Source organism: Streptomyces sp. SID14436 (assembly GCF_010548465.1).
In the GTDB taxonomy this organism is placed as follows: Bacteria; Actinomycetota; Actinomycetes; order Streptomycetales; family Streptomycetaceae; genus Streptomyces.
This window is the reverse complement of record NZ_JAAGMD010000808.1, coordinates 1-17,838: the sequence shown is the minus strand read 5'-3', so window position 1 is coordinate 17,838 and position 17,838 is coordinate 1. Positions and strand designations below refer to the sequence as shown.

Below are 17,838 nucleotides of genomic sequence, written 5' to 3'. Positions count from 1 at the left end.
GCCGCCCGGGACGCTCGGCCGACGCTTCAGCGGCGTCCCGCCCTGCGCAGGTGGTGCCGCACCGCCCGCTGGGCGACCGGGCCGAGGTCCTCGAGCGCGGCGACGAGCGCGCCCAGCTGCTCCAGGGCGTCCAGCGCCGCCCCCGCCCCGGCCGGATCGACCCCCTCGTACAGCTCGATGCCCACGAAGGACGCCGCCACCGCCCGGGAGAGCCCGCGGACGTCGGTGAACTCGCCGAACGGGGTGGCCGGGAGCACCCGCGCCAGCACCCTCTCGATCTCCGCGATCCACAGGTCCAGGCCCGCCGCGGTCGCCGCCGCGAGCGTGTCCTGCGTCTGCGCCCCGGCGAGCAGCTGCCCGAGCACGGCCACATGACCGGCGGCCCGCTCCTCCTCGTGCATCGCGCGCCCGAAGGCCAGCAGCTCCGAGAGGGAGCCGATGCCCGCGAGCCGGGGGCCGTAGCGGGCGATCCGCTGCTCGGTGGCGTGCCGGCAGGCCGCGGACAGCAGCTCGTCCACCGTCCCGAAGTGGTAGAAGACCAGCGCCTGGTTGACCCCCGCCGCCGCCGCGACCGTACGGGCCGACACCTTCGTGATGCCCTGCTCGGCCAGCGTGCGCAGGGCGCCGTCCAGCAGCTTCGCCTTGGTGTCCCGGGCCGCACTCATGCGCGCCGCTCCTCCCGGACCGGGCGCAGACCGGGCCGCACCCGTGTGACACCGTCCTCCAGCCGGAGCCGCGGCCGGTCGAAGGACCAGGCCGTCGCCCAGCCCATCAGGGGGCGCAGCACCAGCCGGTCGGCGAGGGCGCCGAAGCGTCCCCAGCGGGGCCGGTAGTCGTAGCCGGTGAGGAAGCGCACGCCGTCGCCGTCGGGGACGTAGCGCCAGTAGCCGCTGCCCTCCGCGAGCAGCGAGAGCGGGTGGGCGGAGGAGAACCGCGGGGCGGAGGTGCGGGTGCCGTCCGGGTGCTCCCGCTCGCCCGCCGCGACGCCGGTCCCGAAGACGGTGAGGAACGGCAGCACGCGCGTGGCGTACCGGAACCGCTGCGGCTCGCCGTCGGCGCGCGGCAGGTGGGTGATCTCGGTGAACCGCAGGTCCCACCGCTGGTGCCGGTCCGGCTCCTGCGCCCGCTCCCAGAGCGTCTCCAGTCCGGCCCTCACGCGTGTCTCGACGTACAGCCCCATGCTGACCCCCAGGTCGGCCGGTTCTTTTGAGCGACTGCTCAAACGCGGTGCGACGGAAGGTACCGGGTTTTGAGCGATCGCTCAAGCATCGGAAGTCAGGACGGGGGTGACCGAACGGCGAGACGGAGCTGACCAGCATATGACCGGCCGGTAGGGTCTGGACCGTGCCGAAGCCGCTCAGTCTCTCGTTCGATCCCATCGCGCGCGCCGACGAACTCTGGAAGCAGCGCTGGGGAAACGTGCCGTCCATGGCCGCGATCACGTCGATCATGCGCGCGCACCAGATCCTGCTGGCCGAGGTCGACGCGGTGGTCAAGCCCTACGGGCTCACCTTCGCGCGCTACGAGGCGCTGGTGCTGCTCACCTTCTCCAAGTCGGGTGAGCTGCCGATGTCCAAGATCGGCGAGCGGCTGATGGTGCACCCCACGTCCGTGACGAACACCGTGGACCGCCTGGTCCGCTCGGGCCTGGTCGCCAAGCGCCCCAACCCCAACGACGGCCGCGGCACCCTGGCGGCCATCACCGACAAGGGCCGCGAGGTCGTCGAGTCCGCCACCCGCGACCTGATGGCCATGGAATTCGGCCTCAGCGCCTACGACGCCGAGGAGTGCACCGAACTCTTCGCCATCCTCCGGCCCCTGCGGCTGGCGGCGGGGGACTTCGAGGGCGACTGAGATCGCGTCAACCGGGGACGCCGCCTACTCCCTGACGGTGGGTTCTGGCGCTCGCCAGCTGCAGAAACGCTCGGGCACTCGTCCCCCGCTGGGATCCTGGCGGCCGGCCTTCAAGCGGAAGGCCGGCCTCCACGCCGATCGTCAGGGAGCCCCCGCATGCGTGTGCGCCGTACCGTCCGTCGCCTGTCCGCCTCCGTCACCGTGCTCGCGCTCTGCGCCCTGGCGACCATGGGGACGGCGGGTGCGGCTCATGCCGGCGCCACCGGGTCCAGCGCGATCGGCACGTTCTCGTACCAGGTGCGGGGAGCCACGGTGACGGTGCCCGTCGGCTGCTTCCTGACCCATGCGATCTCCGGCTCCGGGAAACGGATCACCAGCCAGCTCGCGGGCGTCGACTGCATCGGCGTCGCGGCGACCTTCTCCCGGTTCTGCAACTGGCGGATCGACTTCGCCTACGCCGACACCCACGGCAGGACGTACCGCACCTCACGCGGAGCCACGCACGCCGAGTGCGACGGTGCCCCGCTGCGGCGGGCCGGGGCGCGGACCCTGCCCTCGTACGGAAAGGCGTGCGCGAAGCTCCACATCAACGGCACGCTGCGGACCACGCAGTGCCACTACATCACCAAGTGACGCGGTGCCGCGGAGGCGGACGTCAGGCCGTCGCGGGAGTGGCGTCGGCGTCCTTGGCGATCAGCGGCTCCGCCTCGCGGGTCACGCGCCGCTCGACGAAGAAGGCCGCCGTGGGGACGGTGCCGGCGAGCAGCACCCACAGCTGGCGCCCCACCGGCATCTTCATCTTGTTGCCGAGGTCGAAGGCGAAGATCAGGTACAGCACGTACAGCCAGCCGTGAGCGATCCCGACCACGGTGACGAAGCCGTCGAAGCCGCTCATGCCCAGCAGACGCTTGCCGATCACGCCCACGGTCAGCAGGACCAGAAGGACGGCGGTGATGTAGGCCATCACCCGGTAGCGGGTCAGGACGCTCTTCTTCATGGCCCCGAGGGTAGCCGGTGCGGTGCCGGCCTCCGTACACCCGTCCTGGCGTGCACTGCTGTCCTTTACTAGGACGTCCAAGTAACTTCGATGGTATGGACGCTCACGCCATCGAAGAGGGCCGCCGGCGCTGGCAGGCCCGGTACGACAGTGCGCGGAAGCGGGAGGCCGACTTCACCACGCTCTCCGGGGATCCGGTGGAGCCGGTGTACGGGCCGCGGCCGGGCGACACCTACGAGGGGTTCGAGCGGATCGGGTGGCCGGGGGAGTACCCGTTCACCCGGGGGCTGTATCCGACCGGTTACCGGGGGCGGACCTGGACGATCCGGCAGTTCGCCGGGTTCGGGAACGCGGAGCAGACCAACGAGCGGTACCGGACGATCCTCCGCAACGGCGGGGGAGGGCTGTCCGTCGCCTTCGACATGCCGACCCTCATGGGGCGGGACTCCGACGACCCGCGCTCCCTGGGCGAGGTCGGGCACTGCGGGGTGGCGATCGACTCGGCGGCCGACATGGAGGTGCTGTTCCGGGACATCCCGCTCGGCGACGTGACGACGTCCATGACCATCAGCGGGCCCGCCGTGCCCGTCTTCTGCATGTACCTCGTGGCCGCCGAACGGCAGGGCGTGGACCCCGCCGTGCTCAACGGCACGCTCCAGACGGACATCTTCAAGGAGTACATCGCGCAGAAGGAGTGGCTGTTCCAGCCGGAGCCGCATCTGCGGCTGATCGGCGACCTGATGGAGCACTGCGCGGCCGGCATCCCCGCCTACAAGCCGCTCTCCGTGTCCGGTTACCACATCCGCGAGGCCGGTGCGACGGCCGCGCAGGAGCTCGCCTACACGCTCGCGGACGGCTTCGGGTACGTGGAGCTGGGGCTCAGCCGCGGGCTGGACGTCGACGTCTTCGCGCCGGGGCTGTCGTTCTTCTTCGACGCGCACGTCGACTTCTTCGAGGAGATCGCCAAGTTCCGCGCCGCCCGGCGCATCTGGGCGCGCTGGATGCGGGACGTGTACGGCGCGCGGAGCGAGAAGGCGCAGTGGCTGCGCTTCCACACCCAGACGGCCGGTGTCTCGCTCACCGCCCAGCAGCCGTACAACAACGTCGTGCGCACCGCCGTGGAGGCGCTGGCCGCCGTGCTGGGCGGCACCAACTCGCTGCACACCAACGCCCTGGACGAGACCCTCGCCCTGCCCAGCGAGCAGGCCGCCGAGATCGCCCTGCGCACCCAGCAGGTGCTGATGGAGGAGACCGGCGTCGCCAACGTCGCCGACCCCCTGGGCGGCTCCTGGTACGTCGAGCAGCTCACCGACCGCATCGAGGCCGACGCGGAGCGGATCTTCGAGCAGATCAAGGAGCGCGGCCTGCGGGCCCACCCGGACGGGCAGCACCCGATCGGGCCGGTCACCTCGGGCATCCTGCGCGGCATCGAGGACGGCTGGTTCACCGGCGAGATCGCCGAGTCCGCGTTCCGCTACCAGCAGGCCCTGGAGAAGGGCGAGAAGCGGGTCGTCGGGGTCAACGTGCACACCGGGTCCGTCACCGGCGACCTGGAGATCCTGCGGGTCAGCCACGAGGTGGAGCGCGAGCAGGTGCGCGTCCTGGGCGAGCGCAGGGCGGCGCGCGACGACGCGGCGGTGCGTTCGGCGCTGGACGCGATGGTGGCGGCGGCACGCTCCGGCGCCAACATGATCGAGCCGATGCTGGACGCCGTACGGGCCGAGGCCACTCTGGGCGAGATCTGCGGGGTGCTGCGGGAGGAGTGGGGCGTCTACACCGAGCCCCCCGGTTTCTAGGACCGGCAGGCCCCGGCTTCCAGGGCTGGCAGGCCCCGGCTTCCAGGACCGGCAGCCCTCCGGCTTCAGGGCCGGCCCGCAGGCGCGGGCGGCTACGCCGCCGGGGCGGCGGCCAGGCCCGACAGCAGGACGCGGGTGAAGGAGCGCACCCACTCCCCGTCGGCGGGCTGGGCGCTGACCAGCGTCCGGTGCACCACGGCGCCGGCCACCATGTCGAAGATCAGGTCCACCGTGCGGGCGGCCTGCGCCGGGTCCGTCTCCGGCGGCAGCTCGCCCCGCGCCTGGGCCCGCGTCCGCCCGGTGCGGACCAGGCGCTTCTGCCGGTCCACGATGGAGGTGCGGATGCGCTCGCGCAGCGCCTCGTCGCGGGTTGCCTCGGCGACCACCGCCATGAGCCCGCTGCGGGCCTCCGGCCGGGCCAGGATCGCGGCGAACTGGCGCACCACGCCCTCTATGTCGGCGGCCAGCGAACCGCGGTCGGGCAGGCACAGCTCGTCGAAGAGTTCCGCGACCGCGTCCACGACCAGTTCGTTCTTGCCCGCCCAGCGGCGGTAGAGGGTGGTCTTGGCGACCCCGGCGCGGGCCGCGACGTCCCCCAGGGTGAGCCGGGACCAGCCGAGCTCCACCAGTGCCTCGCGGGTGGCGGCCAGGATCGCGGCATCCGCGTCGGCGCTGCGCGGACGCCCGGTGCGGCTGGCGGGGGTGCGGCTCTGCATGGGCACGACCTTAGCCACCGGCCGGTTCCGTGCGCCCCGTGAGAGAGATCACCGCGCGGGGGTACTCCCGACGGCCCTCCTACCGTTACGCTACGACCCGTAGCGAAAGCACGCTCCGACCGGCGTGCCCGAGCGACGACCACCCGGGGCCCGCACGGGCCCGACCGGGCGCGGGGTGGGGACCCGGTGCCCAACAGCACACGTACGCCTGGCTTTCCCGGCGTTTTTCACACGCACGCGTGGTACGGGGGAGGATAGACGCATGCAGCCACGGAACATGTCCATGAGCGGGGTCGTCGACCTCGCCGCGGTGAAGGCGGCCCAGGAGGCCAAGGCGAAGGCGGAGCAGGCGCGTGCCGAAGCGGCCCGGCAGGGCGGCGGAGGTGCCGTCTCCCCGGCCGATCTCGTCATCGACGTCGACGAGGCCGGGTTCGAACGGGACGTCCTGCAGCGGTCCACCGAGGTCCCGGTCGTCATCGACTTCTGGGCCGAGTGGTGTGAGCCCTGCAAGCAGCTCAGCCCCGTCCTGGAGCGGCTCGCCGTCGAGTACGACGGCCGCTTCCTCCTCGCCAAGATCGACGTCGACGCCAACCAGATGCTGATGCAGCAGTTCGGCATCCAGGGCATCCCCGCGGTCTTCGCGGTGGTGGCCGGCCAGGCCCTGCCGCTCTTCCAGGGGGCGGCCGGCGAGGCCCAGATCCGCCAGACCCTGGACCAGCTGGTGCAGGTCGCCGAGCAGCGCTTCGGCCTGACCGGCCTCACCGTCGACCCCGAGGCCGAGCCGGGCGGTGCCGCCCCGGCGGCCGCGTCGGAGGTGCCCGCGGGGCCGTACGACGCCCTCCTGGAGGCCGCCGTGCAGGCGCTGGACTCCGGTGACCTCGGCGGTGCCGTCCAGGCGTACAAGAACGTGCTCGCCGAGGACCCGGGCAACCCCGAGGCCAAGCTGGGTCTCGCGCAGGCCGAGTTGCTCCAGCGCGTGCAGGGGCTGGACCCGCAGCGGGTGCGCGCCGAGGCGGCCGAGAAGCCGGGGGACGCGCAGGCGCAGATCACCGCGGCCGACCTGGACCTCGTGGGCGGCCACGTCGAGGACGCCTTCGGCCGCCTGATCGAGACGGTGCGCCGCACGGCGGGCGACGAGCGGGAGTCGGCGCGGGTGCGCCTGCTGGAGCTGTTCGAGGTCGTCGGCGCGGACGACCCGCGGGTGGTCGCCGCCCGCAGGGCACTCGCGCGCGCTCTGTTCTGAGCGGTCCGGGCACCCGGGCCGGGTGGATGAAATGCCCGGTTCCGGGCCCGTGGTGCCCGAGTGAAGGTGTGGCCGACGGAGGCCCGTGCGACCGCGCTTTGCCAAAACTTGGCAATCGCGGCAGCTGTTACTGCGAGTAAGTCGCGGGCGCTGGTCTGTCGGTTTCTGTCCATTGATCAATAGTTTTGTACGCCCCCCTCAGGACACCCAGCGTCGCCGGACGAGGCCGCTGGGTCGTCCCACGGTTATCCGGCCGTTACTAGCGAGTAACGAACCCCCTTGTGCGGGCGGCGAGAATGCACCACGATCGGCGACGCTCGGTCCCTTGACCGCACCCCGACATCCGGTTGGGCCGCGGGACGTCCTGGGTCCCCACCGAGCAGGGCCGGCGGCCGTCGTCACCGGCTCTTGGACAGGGGGGTCTTCGCCCTCGGCGAAGCCTGTCCAGCAGGTTGTGCGTGATGCGTGTCAGGCGCGACCAGTGGTTGTCGCTCGGGGGTGATCGCCGGTGATTCGGGCGCCAAGTGCGCCGCCGAGTGCGGGCGCTCTCCTTCCCGAGGACGTAGCACTTCTCCCATCCCTGTCCGGCCGGCCCGCCGACTGGCGGCGCGTCAGGACAGGAGATGTACGTCCGAGAAGGAGGAAATATGGAGTCCCAGGTGCGTGGCGGGACCAGATGGAAGCGGTTCGCTGTGGTCATGGTGCCCAGCGTCGCCGCCACGGCAGCGATAGGTGTCGCCCTCGCGCAGGGCGCTCTCGCCGCGTCGTTCAGCGTGTCCGGCCAGTCGTTCAAGGTCACCACGAAGGAGCTCGTCGGCACGGGCTTCTCGCAGTACGGCGCCCTTGACGAGGGGTACACCCTCACCGGCAAGAAGACGGTTCACCCCGTCGCGGTCTCGGCGTTCAAGTCCGCGACCATCAAGAGCCTGTGCCAGTCCGTCGTCACCCCGAACATTCCGGTGCTCGGGAACGTCAGCCTGATCCTGCGTGCCGGCGACGGTGCTCAGCCGGTCGAGGCCGAGAACCTGTACATCGACGTCGCCGACCTGAACGCCGATGCCACGTTCACGAACATCGACATCGGTGTGGCCGCCAAGGACGCCAGCAAGGGTCCGGGCATGAAGGGCGGCAACGAGCAGGCCAACCCCTACGGGTTCGCCCAGCAGGCCGACAAGGCCGTCCTGAAGGACGTGAAGCAGACGGCGTGGGCGACCACCGCCGGAACCTTCAAGCTCAGCGGCCTGAAGATGTCGCTCTCGACGGGTGTCAAGGAGTGCTACTAAGCACTCTCTGACGGGCGGGGGAGCCGGTGGCGCCCCCGCCCGTCCCCTTCCCGCCGCGCCGTCACACGCGGCGCACATCACCACCACAGCAAAGCCGTACCAGGGAGCTGTTTTCCATGAGCGCCGAGACTCCTGCCGCCACCGGCCAGTTCACCCGCCGAAGGCTGCAGTTCCGCGCCTGGCGGGGCCAGCGGCCGTTCTGGGCCGGGCTGTTCGTCATGCTCGGCGGACTCCCCATCGCCTACTTCCCGTACGCGAACCTCCAGCTCGGGCACCTGACGCTGGCCATGGCGACCACGGCCGGCGCCGGGTCGCTGATCATCGGCGTGCTGCTCGTCGTTCTCGGCGTCAGCCTCTGGTTCCAGAAGCACGTCCGGGTCTTCGCGGGTGTCGCGGCGATCCTCCTGGGGCTCGTGTCGATCCCCGTGTCCAACTTCGGCGGCTTCCTCATCGGCTTCCTGCTCGCCCTCGTCGGCGGCGCGATGGCCGTGGCCTGGGCGCCGGGTGTCCCGCCCGCGGAGCAGCCGCCGGCCGACACCGGGAGCGCGGGCGGCACCCCTGAGGGTGCGGAGGCCGAGACCACGGCGCTGCCGCCGGTCGAGGGTCCCGCCGCGGTGGACGAGCCGAATGATCTGTCAGGAACGAGCCCGGGGAATGGGGCGAACGGGAGGCACAGTGCCGGCTGACGAGGTGACCCGCGGGACTGAGGCGGAGACGTCCCGTGCGAGAACCGGGCCGCGGCACGCGGCACCCAAGAAGCCGCTGTTCACCCGGTTCCACATGCCGGCGGGCAAGGCGATAGCCATCGCGGCGATGCCGACCGCCGTCCTCATGGGGATGGGGTTCACGCCCACGCTCGCACAGGCCGACGACCAGCCGACGTCCAGGAGCCTGACCGCCGACGAGTTCAAGGACTGTCTGGCGGCCCTGGAGGAGGCCGAGAAGGGCGACAAGGACAAGGACCAGGACGAGAAGGACTCCTCCGCCTCGCCCACGCCGTCCCCCTCGGCGAGCGAGACCGCCTCGCCCGGCAAGGACTCCGCGGAGCCCGGCACGCCGGCCTCCGGCGGGAACGACAAGGGCGCCGACGCGGACGCGCAGAAGGGCCGGGCCTCTTCGCCGGATTCAGGTTCCGACGACAAGGCCGAGCCCGCACCCGCCCCGTCCAGGAGTGCCGAGGACACCGCGAAGCCGGCCGAACCCGCGCCCTCCCCCTCGGAGACCGACCGCAACGTCCTGGAGCAGATCGGCGACGCCATCAAGGACGTCTTCACGCCGAAGGACAAGGCGGCCGAGGCGAGCCCCTCGCCGTCCGCCGACGGCACGGCGGCCGACGACCCGGCCGCCGCCGGGGAGAAGACGGCCGAGAAGGCCACCGAGAAGCCGACGGCCCCCGAGAAGGCGGCGGAGAAGGCCGCCGGGGCGGCCGAGGACGCCGGCGAGGCCGCCGGGAAGGCGGCCGAGGAGGCGGCCGGGCCGGAGGCGGAGGAGACCCCGACGCCGGAGGCCAGCGCCACCCCCTCGCCCAGCCCGTCCGAGACGTCCACGACCGATCTCGAGGACTGCCCGGTCGCCACCGACGCCGAGGGCGGCGTCGACAACAAGGTCCCGCTGCCCGACGACCCCTGGTTCCTGAACGCCAGCTCGCTGCTGCTCAAGGGCGCCGACTACAAGGGCATCGTCCAGGTGCGGACCGCCAACGGCACCACCAAGAAGGTCCTGAAGTACGTCGTGTCCAACGGCACGGACATCGGTGACCTGCATCAGACGGTCAAGGACAAGCAGTCCGGCAAGACCTACCACGTGCAGGCGGCCAAGGGGTCGACGTCGACCATCCGCGACGGCGACACCGTGATGTACACGGAGAGCATCTCCGGCAAGCTGCTGGGGCTGATACCGATCACCTTCGACCCGGAGAACCCGCCGCCGCTGAACATCCCGCTGATCTACTTCACCGACGTGACGGTGCAGCAGGCCGGCCAGTTCGGCGGGACCCTGCACGTGCCCGGGCTGCACCAGTTCGTGGACTAGGCCCCCACCGGGACCGGCCGCGGACCCCGCACACGCGCCGAGGGCGCCCCCTGTCCGCAGGGGGCGCCCTCGATGCCGTCGTACGGCCGGTCAGGCGTTCGTGCCGCCCAGGTGGTGCACGCGGACCATGTTGGTGGTGCCGGGGACACCGGGGGGCGAGCCCGCCGTGATGATCACGACGTCGCCCTCACCGAAGCGGTTCAGCTCGACCAGCTGCTGGTCCACCAGGTCGACCATCTCGTCGGTGCTGTTCACGAACGGCACGACGTGCGGCTCCACGCCCCAGCTGAGCGTCAGCTGGTTGCGGGTGGACTCGTCGGTGGTGAACGCCAGGATCGGCTGGGCGACCCGGTAGCGGCACAGGCGGCGGGCCGTGTCGCCGGACTGGGTGAAGGCCACCAGGCCCTTGCCGCCGAGGAAGTCCGCGATCTCGCAGGCCGCACGGGCGACCGATCCGCCCTGGGTGCGCGGCTTCTTGCCCGGCACCAGCGGCTGCAGGCCCTTGGAGAGCAGCTCCTGCTCGGCCGCCTGGACGATCTTCGACATCGTCCGCACCGTCTCGACCGGGTAGGCGCCGACACTCGACTCGGCCGACAGCATGACCGCGTCGGCGCCGTCCAGGATCGCGTTGGCCACGTCGGAGGCCTCGGCGCGGGTCGGACGGGAGTTGGTGATCATCGACTCCATCATCTGGGTGGCGACGATCACCGGCTTGGCGTTGCGGCGGCACAGCTCGATCAGGCGCTTCTGCACCATGGGGACCTTCTCGAGCGGGTACTCGACGGCCAGGTCGCCGCGGGCGACCATGACGCCGTCGAACGCCATCACGACGTCCTCCATGTTCTCCACCGCCTGCGGCTTCTCCACCTTGGCGATGACGGGGACCCGGCGGCCCTCCTCGTCCATCACGCGGTGCACGTCGGCGACGTCCTTGGCGTCCCGGACGAAGGACAGCGCGACCAGGTCGCAGCCCATCCGCAGCGCGAACCGCAGGTCCTCGACGTCCTTGTCGCTCAGCGCGGGCACGTTGACGGCCGCGCCGGGCAGGTTGATGCCCTTGTGGTCGGAGATGACGCCGCCCTCGACGACGGTCGTCCGCACCCGGGAACCCTCGACGTCCAGCACCTTCAGCTCGACGTTGCCGTCGTTGATCAGTACCTGGTCGCCGCTGGTGACGTCGCCGGGCAGGCCCTTGTAGGTGGTTCCGCAGATCGACCGGTCGCCCGGGACGTCCTCCGTGGTGATGGTGAACTCGTCACCGCGGACCAGCTCCACGGGGCCCTCGGCGAAGGTCTCCAGGCGGATCTTGGGGCCCTGGAGGTCGGCGAGCACACCGATGGCCCGGCCGGTCTCCTTGGCGGCGGCACGGACCCGGTCGTACCGGCCCTGGTGCTCGGCGTGGCTGCCGTGGCTGAAGTTGAAGCGGGCCACGTTCATGCCGGCTTCGATCAGGGCGACGAGCTGCTCGTGGGAGTCGACCGCGGGGCCGAGGGTACAGACGATTTTCGAACGGCGCATGGGGCGATCCTATCGGTTTGTTTCGCTCCGGAATATTCCGGCTGGCGGAAAATACAAATGAGAAAGGCGTCGCTCAATTGTTCTTTCCGACCAGCGTGTAGGTCTGCGTGGCGATCTCCATTTCCTCGTCCGTCGGTACCACGGCGACCGCGACCCGCGCGCCCTCGGGCGAGATCAGCCGCGGCGCGTCGCCGCGCACCGCGTTGCGCGCGCCGTCGACCTGAAGGCCCATCCCTTCCAGGCCCGCCACGGCCGCCTCCCGCACCGGGGCCGAGTTCTCGCCGACCCCGGCGGTGAAGGCCACCGCGTCCACCCGTCCGAGAACGGCGCAATAGGCACCGATGTACTTCTTCAACCGGTGAATGTAGAGGTCGAACGCCAGCTTCGCCTGTTCGTCGCCCTCGTCGATCCGGCGCCGGATCTCCCGCATGTCGTTGTCGCCGCACAGACCGACCAGCCCGCTCCGCTTGTTGAGGAGGGTGTCGATCTCGTCCGCGGACATTCCGCCGACCCGCATCAAGTGGAAGATGACGGCCGGGTCCATGTCCCCGGACCGCGTACCCATCACCAGCCCCTCCAAGGGCGTCAGCCCCATGGAGGTGTCGACGCACCGGCCGCCCCGCACCGCCGAGGCGGACGCCCCGTTGCCCAGGTGCAGCACGATGACGTTCACCTCTTCGGGCGCCTTCCCCAGCAGGTGCGCCGTCTCCCGGGAGACGTACGCGTGCGAGGTGCCGTGGAAGCCGTAGCGGCGCACCCGGTGCTCGTCGGCGGTCTTCACGTCGATCGCGTAGCGGGCCGCCGGCTCCGGCATCGTGGTGTGGAAGGCGGTGTCGAAGACGGCCACCTGCGGCAGGTCGGGGCGCAGCGCGCGGGCGGTGCGGATGCCGGTGAGGTTGGCCGGGTTGTGCAGCGGGGCCACCGGTATGAGCCGCTCGATCTCGGCGCACACGGCGTCGTCGATGAGCGTCGGCTCGGTGAAGCGCAGCCCGCCGTGCACCACCCGGTGCCCGATCGCGGCCAGTTCGGGGGAGTCCAGGCCCAGCCCGTCCTCGGCCAGTTCCCCGGCCATCGCCTTCAGCGCGGCGTCGTGGTCGCGCACCGGGCCGGTCCGCTCCCGGGCGGCGCCGCCCGCGGCGAGCGGCACGTGCCGGACCAGGGAGGTGCGTTCGCCGATGCGCTCGATCAGGCCGGTGGCCAGCCGGGTGCTGTCGCTCATGTCGAGGAGCTGGTACTTCACCGACGACGAGCCGGAGTTGAGGACGAGCACCCGGGCGGAGGGGGCCGGGTGCGGCGCGCCGGACGGGACGGCGGCGGCGGACGACGGGCGGGACGGGCTCACGGGTGGGACGCCTTTGCGGTCTCGGAGGGGGACTGGGCCTGGATCGCCGTGATGGCGACGGTGTTGACGATGTCCTGGACGAGGGCGCCCCGGGACAGGTCGTTGACGGGCTTGCGCAGACCCTGGAGCACCGGGCCGACGGCGATCGCGCCGGCCGAGCGCTGCACCGCCTTGTAGGTGTTGTTGCCGGTGTTCAGGTCGGGGAAGATCAGCACGCTCGCCCGGCCGGCCACCTCGGACTCCGGCAGCTTGGTGGCCGCCACCGACGGCTCCACGGCCGCGTCGTACTGGATCGGGCCCTCGATGCGGAGGTCGGGCCGGCGGGAGCGGACCAGCTCGGTCGCCCGGCGCACCTTGTCCACGTCGGCGCCGGAGCCGGAGGTGCCCGTGGAGTAGGACAGCATCGCGATCCGCGGCTCCACGCCGAACCGGGCCGCCGTGGCCGCCGACTGCACGGCGATGTCGGCGAGCTGCTCCGCGTCCGGGTCCGGGTTGACCGCGCAGTCGCCGTAGACCAGTACCTTGTCGGCCAGGCACATGAAGAACACCGAGGAGACGATCGACGCGTCCGCGGTGGTCTTGATGATCTCGAAGGCGGGCCGGATGGTCGCCGCGGTGGAGTGCACGGACCCGGACACCATGCCGTCGGCCAGGCCCTCCTGCACCATCAGGGTGCCGAAGTAGTTCACGTCGGCGACGACGTCGTGGGCCAGTTCCTCGGTGACGCCGCGGTGCGCGCGCAGGGCCGCGTACCGGGCGGCGAACGCCTCACGCAGCTCGGAGACGGACGGGTCGATCAGCTGGGCGTCGCCGAGGTCGATGCCCAGGTCGGCGGCCTTCTTGCGGATGGGGTCCACCGGCCCGAGCAGGGTCAGGTCGCACACGCCGCGGCGCATCAGCACCTCGGCCGCGTGCAGCACCCGCTCCTCGGTGCCCTCGGGCAGGACCACCCGCCGCCGGTCGGAGCGGGCCTGCTGGAGCAGCGTGTGCTCGAACATCATCGGCGTGACCCGGTCGCTGCTGGGCGCGGAGACCCGCTTGCTCAGCTCCGCGGTGTCGGCGTACCGCTCGAACAGGCCGAGCGCGGTCTCCGCCTTGCGGGGGGTGGCCGCGTTCAGCTTCCCCTCCATGGAGAACAGCTGCTCGGCGGTGGGGAAGCTGTTGCCGGGCACCGACAGCACCGGGGTGCCGGGCGCGAGGCGGCCGGCCAGGGTGAGGATGGCGTCGTCCGGCACCTCGTCGAGGGTGAGCAGGACGCCCGCTATCGGCGGGGTCCCGGCGCTGTGCGCGGCCAGGGCCCCCACCACCAGGTCGGCCCGGTCGCCGGGGGTGATGACCAGGCTGCCGGGCAGCAGGGCGGCGAGCAGGTTCGGCAGCATGGCGCCGCCGAAGACGAAGTGCAGGGCGTCCCGGGACAGCCCGGAGTCGTCGCCGAGGATCACCTCGGCGCCCAGGGCCTGGGCGATCTGGGAGACGGTGGGCGCGGCCAGCGCGGGATCGTCCGGGACGACGTAGCAGGGCACCGGCAGCCGGCTGGCGAGCCGCTCGGCGATCTCGCCCCGGTCCTCGCGGGCCACCCGGTTGACCACCATGGCGAGCACGTCGCAGCCGTGGGTGTCGTAGGCGCGGTAGGCGTTGCGGGCCTCGGCGCGCACCGACTCCGCGGTCTGCCGGCGTCCGCCGACGACCGGGATGACCGAGGCGCCGAACTCGTTGGCGAGCCGGGCGTTCAGGGCCAGTTCGTCCGGGAACTGGGTGTCGGCGTAGTCGGTGCCGAGGACCAGCACCACGTCGTAGTCGCGGGCCACCCGGTGGAACCGGTCGACGAGCGTCGACACCAGCTCGTCGGTGCCGCGTTCGGCCTGGAGCGTCGACGCCTCGTGGTAGTCCATGCCGTAGACGGTCGCCGGGTCCTGGGTCAGCCGGTAGCGGGCCCGCAGCAGCTCGAACAGGCGGTCCGGCCCGTCGTGCACGAGGGGACGGAAGACGCCGACCCGGTCGACCTGCCGGGTCAGGAGTTCCATCACTCCCAGTTCGACGACCTGGCGGCCGTCGCCGCGGTCGATGCCGGTCACGTACACGCTGCGGGTCACGCGCGCTCTCCGTTCCGTCGGGTTTCGGCGGTGGGTCCGGGGCCGCCCGGCGGGGCGTCCGCTCGGCGTGAGCGGCCACGGAGCAGCCTCCACGACCGTACCCTCGCCGCCGGAGCGGACGCCCGCCCGAGCCGTCCGGGCCCGGGGCGGGACCCTACGCGGGGACGGGTCCGGCGGAAGGCATGAAACAATCGAAGCCGGCTCACCGGTTATCCACAGCGAGCAGGAGACACAGCACGATGCGTATCGGAGTTCTCACCGCAGGCGGCGACTGCCCGGGCCTGAACGCAGTGATCCGGTCCGTCGTGCACCGGGCCGTCGACAACTACGGCGACGAGGTCATCGGTTTCGAGGACGGCTACGCCGGCCTGCTCGACGGCCGGTACCGCACTCTGGACCTCAACGCGGTCAGCGGCATCCTGGCCCGCGGCGGTACCATCCTCGGCTCGTCCCGCCTGCAGCGTGACCGGCTCCGCGAGGCCTGCGAGAACGCCTCGGACATGATCCGTGACTTCGGCATCGACGCGCTGATCCCGATCGGCGGCGAGGGCACGCTCACCGCGGCGCGCATGCTGTCGGACGCGGGCCTGCCGGTGGTCGGCGTGCCGAAGACGATCGACAACGACATCTCCTCCACCGACCGCACCTTCGGCTTCGACACCGCCGTGGGCGTCGCCACCGAGGCGATGGACCGGCTGAAGACCACCGCCGAGTCCCACCAGCGCGTCATGGTCGTCGAGGTGATGGGCCGGCACGCGGGGTGGATCGCCCTGGAGTCCGGCATGGCCGCCGGCGCCCACGGCATCTGCCTGCCCGAGCGGGCCTTCGACCCCGGCCAGATCGTGAAGATGGTGGAGGAGCGCTTCGCCCGCGGCAAGAAGTTCGCCGTGATCTGCGTCGCCGAGGGCGCGCACCCCGCCGACGGCACCATGGACTACGGCAAGGGCGAGATCGACCAGTTCGGCCACGAGCGTTTCCAGGGCATCGGCACGGCCCTGGCGCGGGAGCTGGAGCGGCGCCTCGGCAAGGAGGCCAAGCCGGTCATCCTCGGCCACGTCCAGCGCGGCGGTGTGCCGACGGCGTACGACCGGGTGCTCGCGACCCGCTTCGGCTGGCACGCGGTGGAGGCCGCGCACCGGGGCGACTTCGGGCGGATGACGGCGCTGCGCGGCACGGACATCGTGATGGTGCCGCTGGCCGAGGCGGTCACCGAGCTGAAGCGGGTCCCGACGGACCGCATGGACGAGGCCGAGTCGGTCTTCTAGAGCGGCTCGGGCTCGCGCCGGGGGGCGAGGATCCCTCGCCCCCGCCCGTTTCCGGCGCGGCCCGCCCGGGAGCGGAAGGCGCTGGGCGGGGTGGCCACCGTCGTCACGGCACCCCTGGACGTCGGCAGGCGCGAGCGGTCACGGGCGGCGGTGAACGCCCGGGTCGTGGAGACCTACGGCCCGTCGGCCGCCGCGGGCGTCGCGCCGGCCGATCCGCTCACCGCCGACGCCCGCCCGGGCACCGCCGGGCTGACCCTGCCGCGCCCCCGCGCGCGGATCGCCGTCGAGGGCTTCGCGGACGTGGACGTGCTGCCGGGGCGGCCCGGCACAGCTCAGCGGTCCCCGACGGCCGTCCAGAAGTGCTCGACGATCCGGTCCAGGAAGTCGCGGCCCGCGTCGCCGGCGTCTCCGCTGCCGCCGCCCCAGCTGAGGGTGGCGGCCATGTGGCCCTGGTAGTCCCGGTGCAGCCGCTGGAGCACGCCCTCCAGCAGCCGCCGGTCCAGCGGGGCGATCTTCGACACCGGCCGCACGTACGCCTGCCAGCGCGTCGTCGCCGCGCTGCGCAGCAGTTCCGCGAGCCTCGCCTCCCGCCCGGTGACGGTGATGAAGTCGGCCAGGGACAGGGAGAGCACACCGGCGAGCGCGGTGGCCTGCCGCTCGCTGCCGCGCCACTGACCCGTCTCCTCCATCCGCAGGTAGGCGTGGATCTCGTGCCCGACGGCGCGCGCCACGTCCTCGGGCGCGAGCCCGCGGGCGATGCGGTGCTCGCGCAGAGTGCGCGGACGCCCGATCAGCTCACCCGGCGAGCACCACAGGACCCCGGCCAGGGCGGTGAGTTCGGTGCCGGTCGGAGCGGCGAGGCCGCGCTCCCAGCCGAGCACGAGGTCCGGGGTGACGTGGGGGAGGCCGTAGGAGACGCGCAGGGTGTGGGCGATGTGGTCGGCGCCCATGCCGAGCGCGGACCGCAGCCGGCGGGCGGCGGCGGCGTTGAACGGCGGGGTCCGGCGGGGATCGGGGGACGGGGGGCGGTTCGGTCGGGCGGCAGATCGGGGCACGGCCCACAAGCTAGGCCCGCCCGGCCGCGGTGACTACGGTCGGTTCGGCCAGGATCACGCATTGTGCGAAGCTACGGCTACCGGGGGGTCACCCCTTCGGTGCGGTGCTCGCGCCGGGCCGCCCTCCGGCCCGCCCGCCGGGCAGACGGAAAGCTCACCGGGCATATGCGCGGTCGGCGGCACCTCCGGCGCCCTCGCGGGGGTCCCGCGCGGATGTGCGACCGCCCTCCGCCGCTCGTACGTCCGTCCGCATCACCGCCCCCGCCGGCCCCGGCGGAGCCCCCACTTCCGGCGGCGCAAACCGCACCCCGCGTGCGCGGGCGGGGACGCGCCCCCGCCGAGGAGCCGTACGCCCCCCGGGGGCCGACGGGACGTCCGGGGCGGCCCTGCGCGCAGGGATCCGCCGGGCCGGGTGGGCGAGCGGCGTCCGCCCGCCGGGTGGGCGAGCGGCGTCCGCACGGCTCAGGGCCGGCCCGTCACCCACCGGTACTGGAGTTCCGGGCGGCCCACCGTGCCGTACTGGGGGCGGTGCGCGCCGGATCCCGCCGGGCCGGGTGGGCGAGCGGCGTCCGCACGGCTCAGGGCCGGCCCGTCACCCACCGGTACTGGAGTTCCGGGCGGCCCACCGTGCCGTACTGGGGGCGG

The 17,838-nt window shown here is 72.4% G+C and carries 15 protein-coding genes and 1 pseudogene; 8 read left to right on the top strand and 8 right to left on the bottom strand.

Annotated elements, in window-relative coordinates:
• Positions 1-26: 26 nt before the first annotated feature.
• Positions 27-665, bottom strand: coding sequence for a TetR/AcrR family transcriptional regulator (locus tag G3I53_RS29680; RefSeq protein WP_164335372.1), 639 nt, complete (start codon positions 663-665; stop codon positions 27-29).
• 47 nt (positions 666-712) lie between these two features.
• Positions 713-1,180, bottom strand: a pseudogene (locus G3I53_RS29675) (hypothetical protein); the annotation flags it as partial.
• Positions 1,181-1,344: 164 nt separating this feature from the next.
• Here G3I53_RS29675 and G3I53_RS29670 point away from each other — a divergent pair.
• The gene (locus G3I53_RS29670) at positions 1,345-1,854 is read left to right on the top strand and encodes a MarR family transcriptional regulator (protein ID WP_164335370.1); all 510 of its coding nucleotides are present in this window, start codon (positions 1,345-1,347) and stop codon (positions 1,852-1,854) included.
• Between the two features lie 156 nt (positions 1,855-2,010).
• Positions 2,011-2,487 carry a hypothetical protein gene (locus G3I53_RS29665; RefSeq protein WP_203592070.1) on the top strand — a complete coding sequence of 159 codons (477 nt, stop codon included), beginning with the start codon at positions 2,011-2,013 and terminating at the stop codon, positions 2,485-2,487.
• Between the two features lie 22 nt (positions 2,488-2,509).
• Here G3I53_RS29665 and G3I53_RS29660 read toward each other — a convergent pair whose 3' ends face one another.
• Positions 2,510-2,851: a DUF3817 domain-containing protein gene (locus G3I53_RS29660; protein WP_164335368.1), complete on the bottom strand. Its 342-nt coding sequence runs from the start codon at positions 2,849-2,851 to the stop codon at positions 2,510-2,512.
• Positions 2,852-2,946: 95 nt separating this feature from the next.
• Between G3I53_RS29660 and G3I53_RS29655 the strand changes: the two genes are divergently transcribed.
• Positions 2,947-4,647 (top strand): methylmalonyl-CoA mutase family protein, encoded by a 1,701-nt coding sequence (locus G3I53_RS29655; RefSeq protein ID WP_164335366.1) that lies wholly within the window; start codon positions 2,947-2,949, stop codon positions 4,645-4,647.
• A 92-nt stretch (positions 4,648-4,739) separates the two neighbouring features.
• On the opposite strand, the gene G3I53_RS29650 is transcribed toward G3I53_RS29655, so the two are convergent.
• Positions 4,740-5,363 (bottom strand): TetR/AcrR family transcriptional regulator, encoded by a 624-nt coding sequence (locus G3I53_RS29650; protein WP_164335364.1) that lies wholly within the window; start codon positions 5,361-5,363, stop codon positions 4,740-4,742.
• Between the two features lie 262 nt (positions 5,364-5,625).
• On the opposite strand from G3I53_RS29650, the gene G3I53_RS29645 reads away from it, so the two are divergent.
• The 4 genes from G3I53_RS29645 (at position 5,626) to G3I53_RS29630 (ending at position 9,920) form a co-directional block, all read left to right on the top strand.
• Entirely contained in the window at positions 5,626-6,606 is a 981-nt protein-coding gene (locus tag G3I53_RS29645; protein ID WP_164335362.1) for a tetratricopeptide repeat protein, read from the top strand.
• Between the two features lie 647 nt (positions 6,607-7,253).
• Positions 7,254-7,889 (top strand): DUF6230 family protein, encoded by a 636-nt coding sequence (locus G3I53_RS29640; protein WP_164335360.1) that lies wholly within the window; start codon positions 7,254-7,256, stop codon positions 7,887-7,889.
• A 116-nt stretch (positions 7,890-8,005) separates the two neighbouring features.
• Positions 8,006-8,575 carry a DUF6114 domain-containing protein gene (locus G3I53_RS29635; RefSeq protein WP_164335359.1) on the top strand — a complete coding sequence of 190 codons (570 nt, stop codon included), beginning with the start codon at positions 8,006-8,008 and terminating at the stop codon, positions 8,573-8,575.
• On the top strand, positions 8,565-9,920 hold the full coding sequence (locus G3I53_RS29630; RefSeq protein WP_164335357.1) for a hypothetical protein: 1,356 nt from the start codon (positions 8,565-8,567) through the stop codon (positions 9,918-9,920). The genes G3I53_RS29635 and G3I53_RS29630 overlap by 11 nt, the downstream gene beginning before the upstream one ends.
• Before the next feature lie 90 nt (positions 9,921-10,010).
• Here the strand turns inward: G3I53_RS29630 and pyk are convergent, their stop codons facing one another.
• From pyk to pta, 3 genes are all read right to left on the bottom strand, one after another.
• Positions 10,011-11,438 carry a pyruvate kinase gene (gene pyk, locus G3I53_RS29625; RefSeq protein WP_164335355.1) on the bottom strand — a complete coding sequence of 476 codons (1,428 nt, stop codon included), beginning with the start codon at positions 11,436-11,438 and terminating at the stop codon, positions 10,011-10,013.
• A 73-nt stretch (positions 11,439-11,511) separates the two neighbouring features.
• Entirely contained in the window at positions 11,512-12,708 is a 1,197-nt protein-coding gene (locus G3I53_RS29620) for an acetate kinase (RefSeq protein WP_343240712.1), read from the bottom strand.
• 68 nt (positions 12,709-12,776) lie between these two features.
• Positions 12,777-14,873 carry a phosphate acetyltransferase gene (pta, locus tag G3I53_RS29615; RefSeq protein ID WP_164335351.1) on the bottom strand — a complete coding sequence of 699 codons (2,097 nt, stop codon included), beginning with the start codon at positions 14,871-14,873 and terminating at the stop codon, positions 12,777-12,779.
• Between the two features lie 239 nt (positions 14,874-15,112).
• On the opposite strand from pta, the gene G3I53_RS29610 reads away from it, so the two are divergent.
• On the top strand, positions 15,113-16,138 hold the full coding sequence (locus G3I53_RS29610; RefSeq protein ID WP_164335349.1) for an ATP-dependent 6-phosphofructokinase: 1,026 nt from the start codon (positions 15,113-15,115) through the stop codon (positions 16,136-16,138).
• Between the two features lie 332 nt (positions 16,139-16,470).
• Here the strand turns inward: G3I53_RS29610 and G3I53_RS29605 are convergent, their stop codons facing one another.
• Positions 16,471-17,193 carry a helix-turn-helix transcriptional regulator gene (locus tag G3I53_RS29605; RefSeq protein ID WP_164335655.1) on the bottom strand — a complete coding sequence of 241 codons (723 nt, stop codon included), beginning with the start codon at positions 17,191-17,193 and terminating at the stop codon, positions 16,471-16,473.
• Between the last annotated feature and the right edge of the window lie 645 nt (positions 17,194-17,838).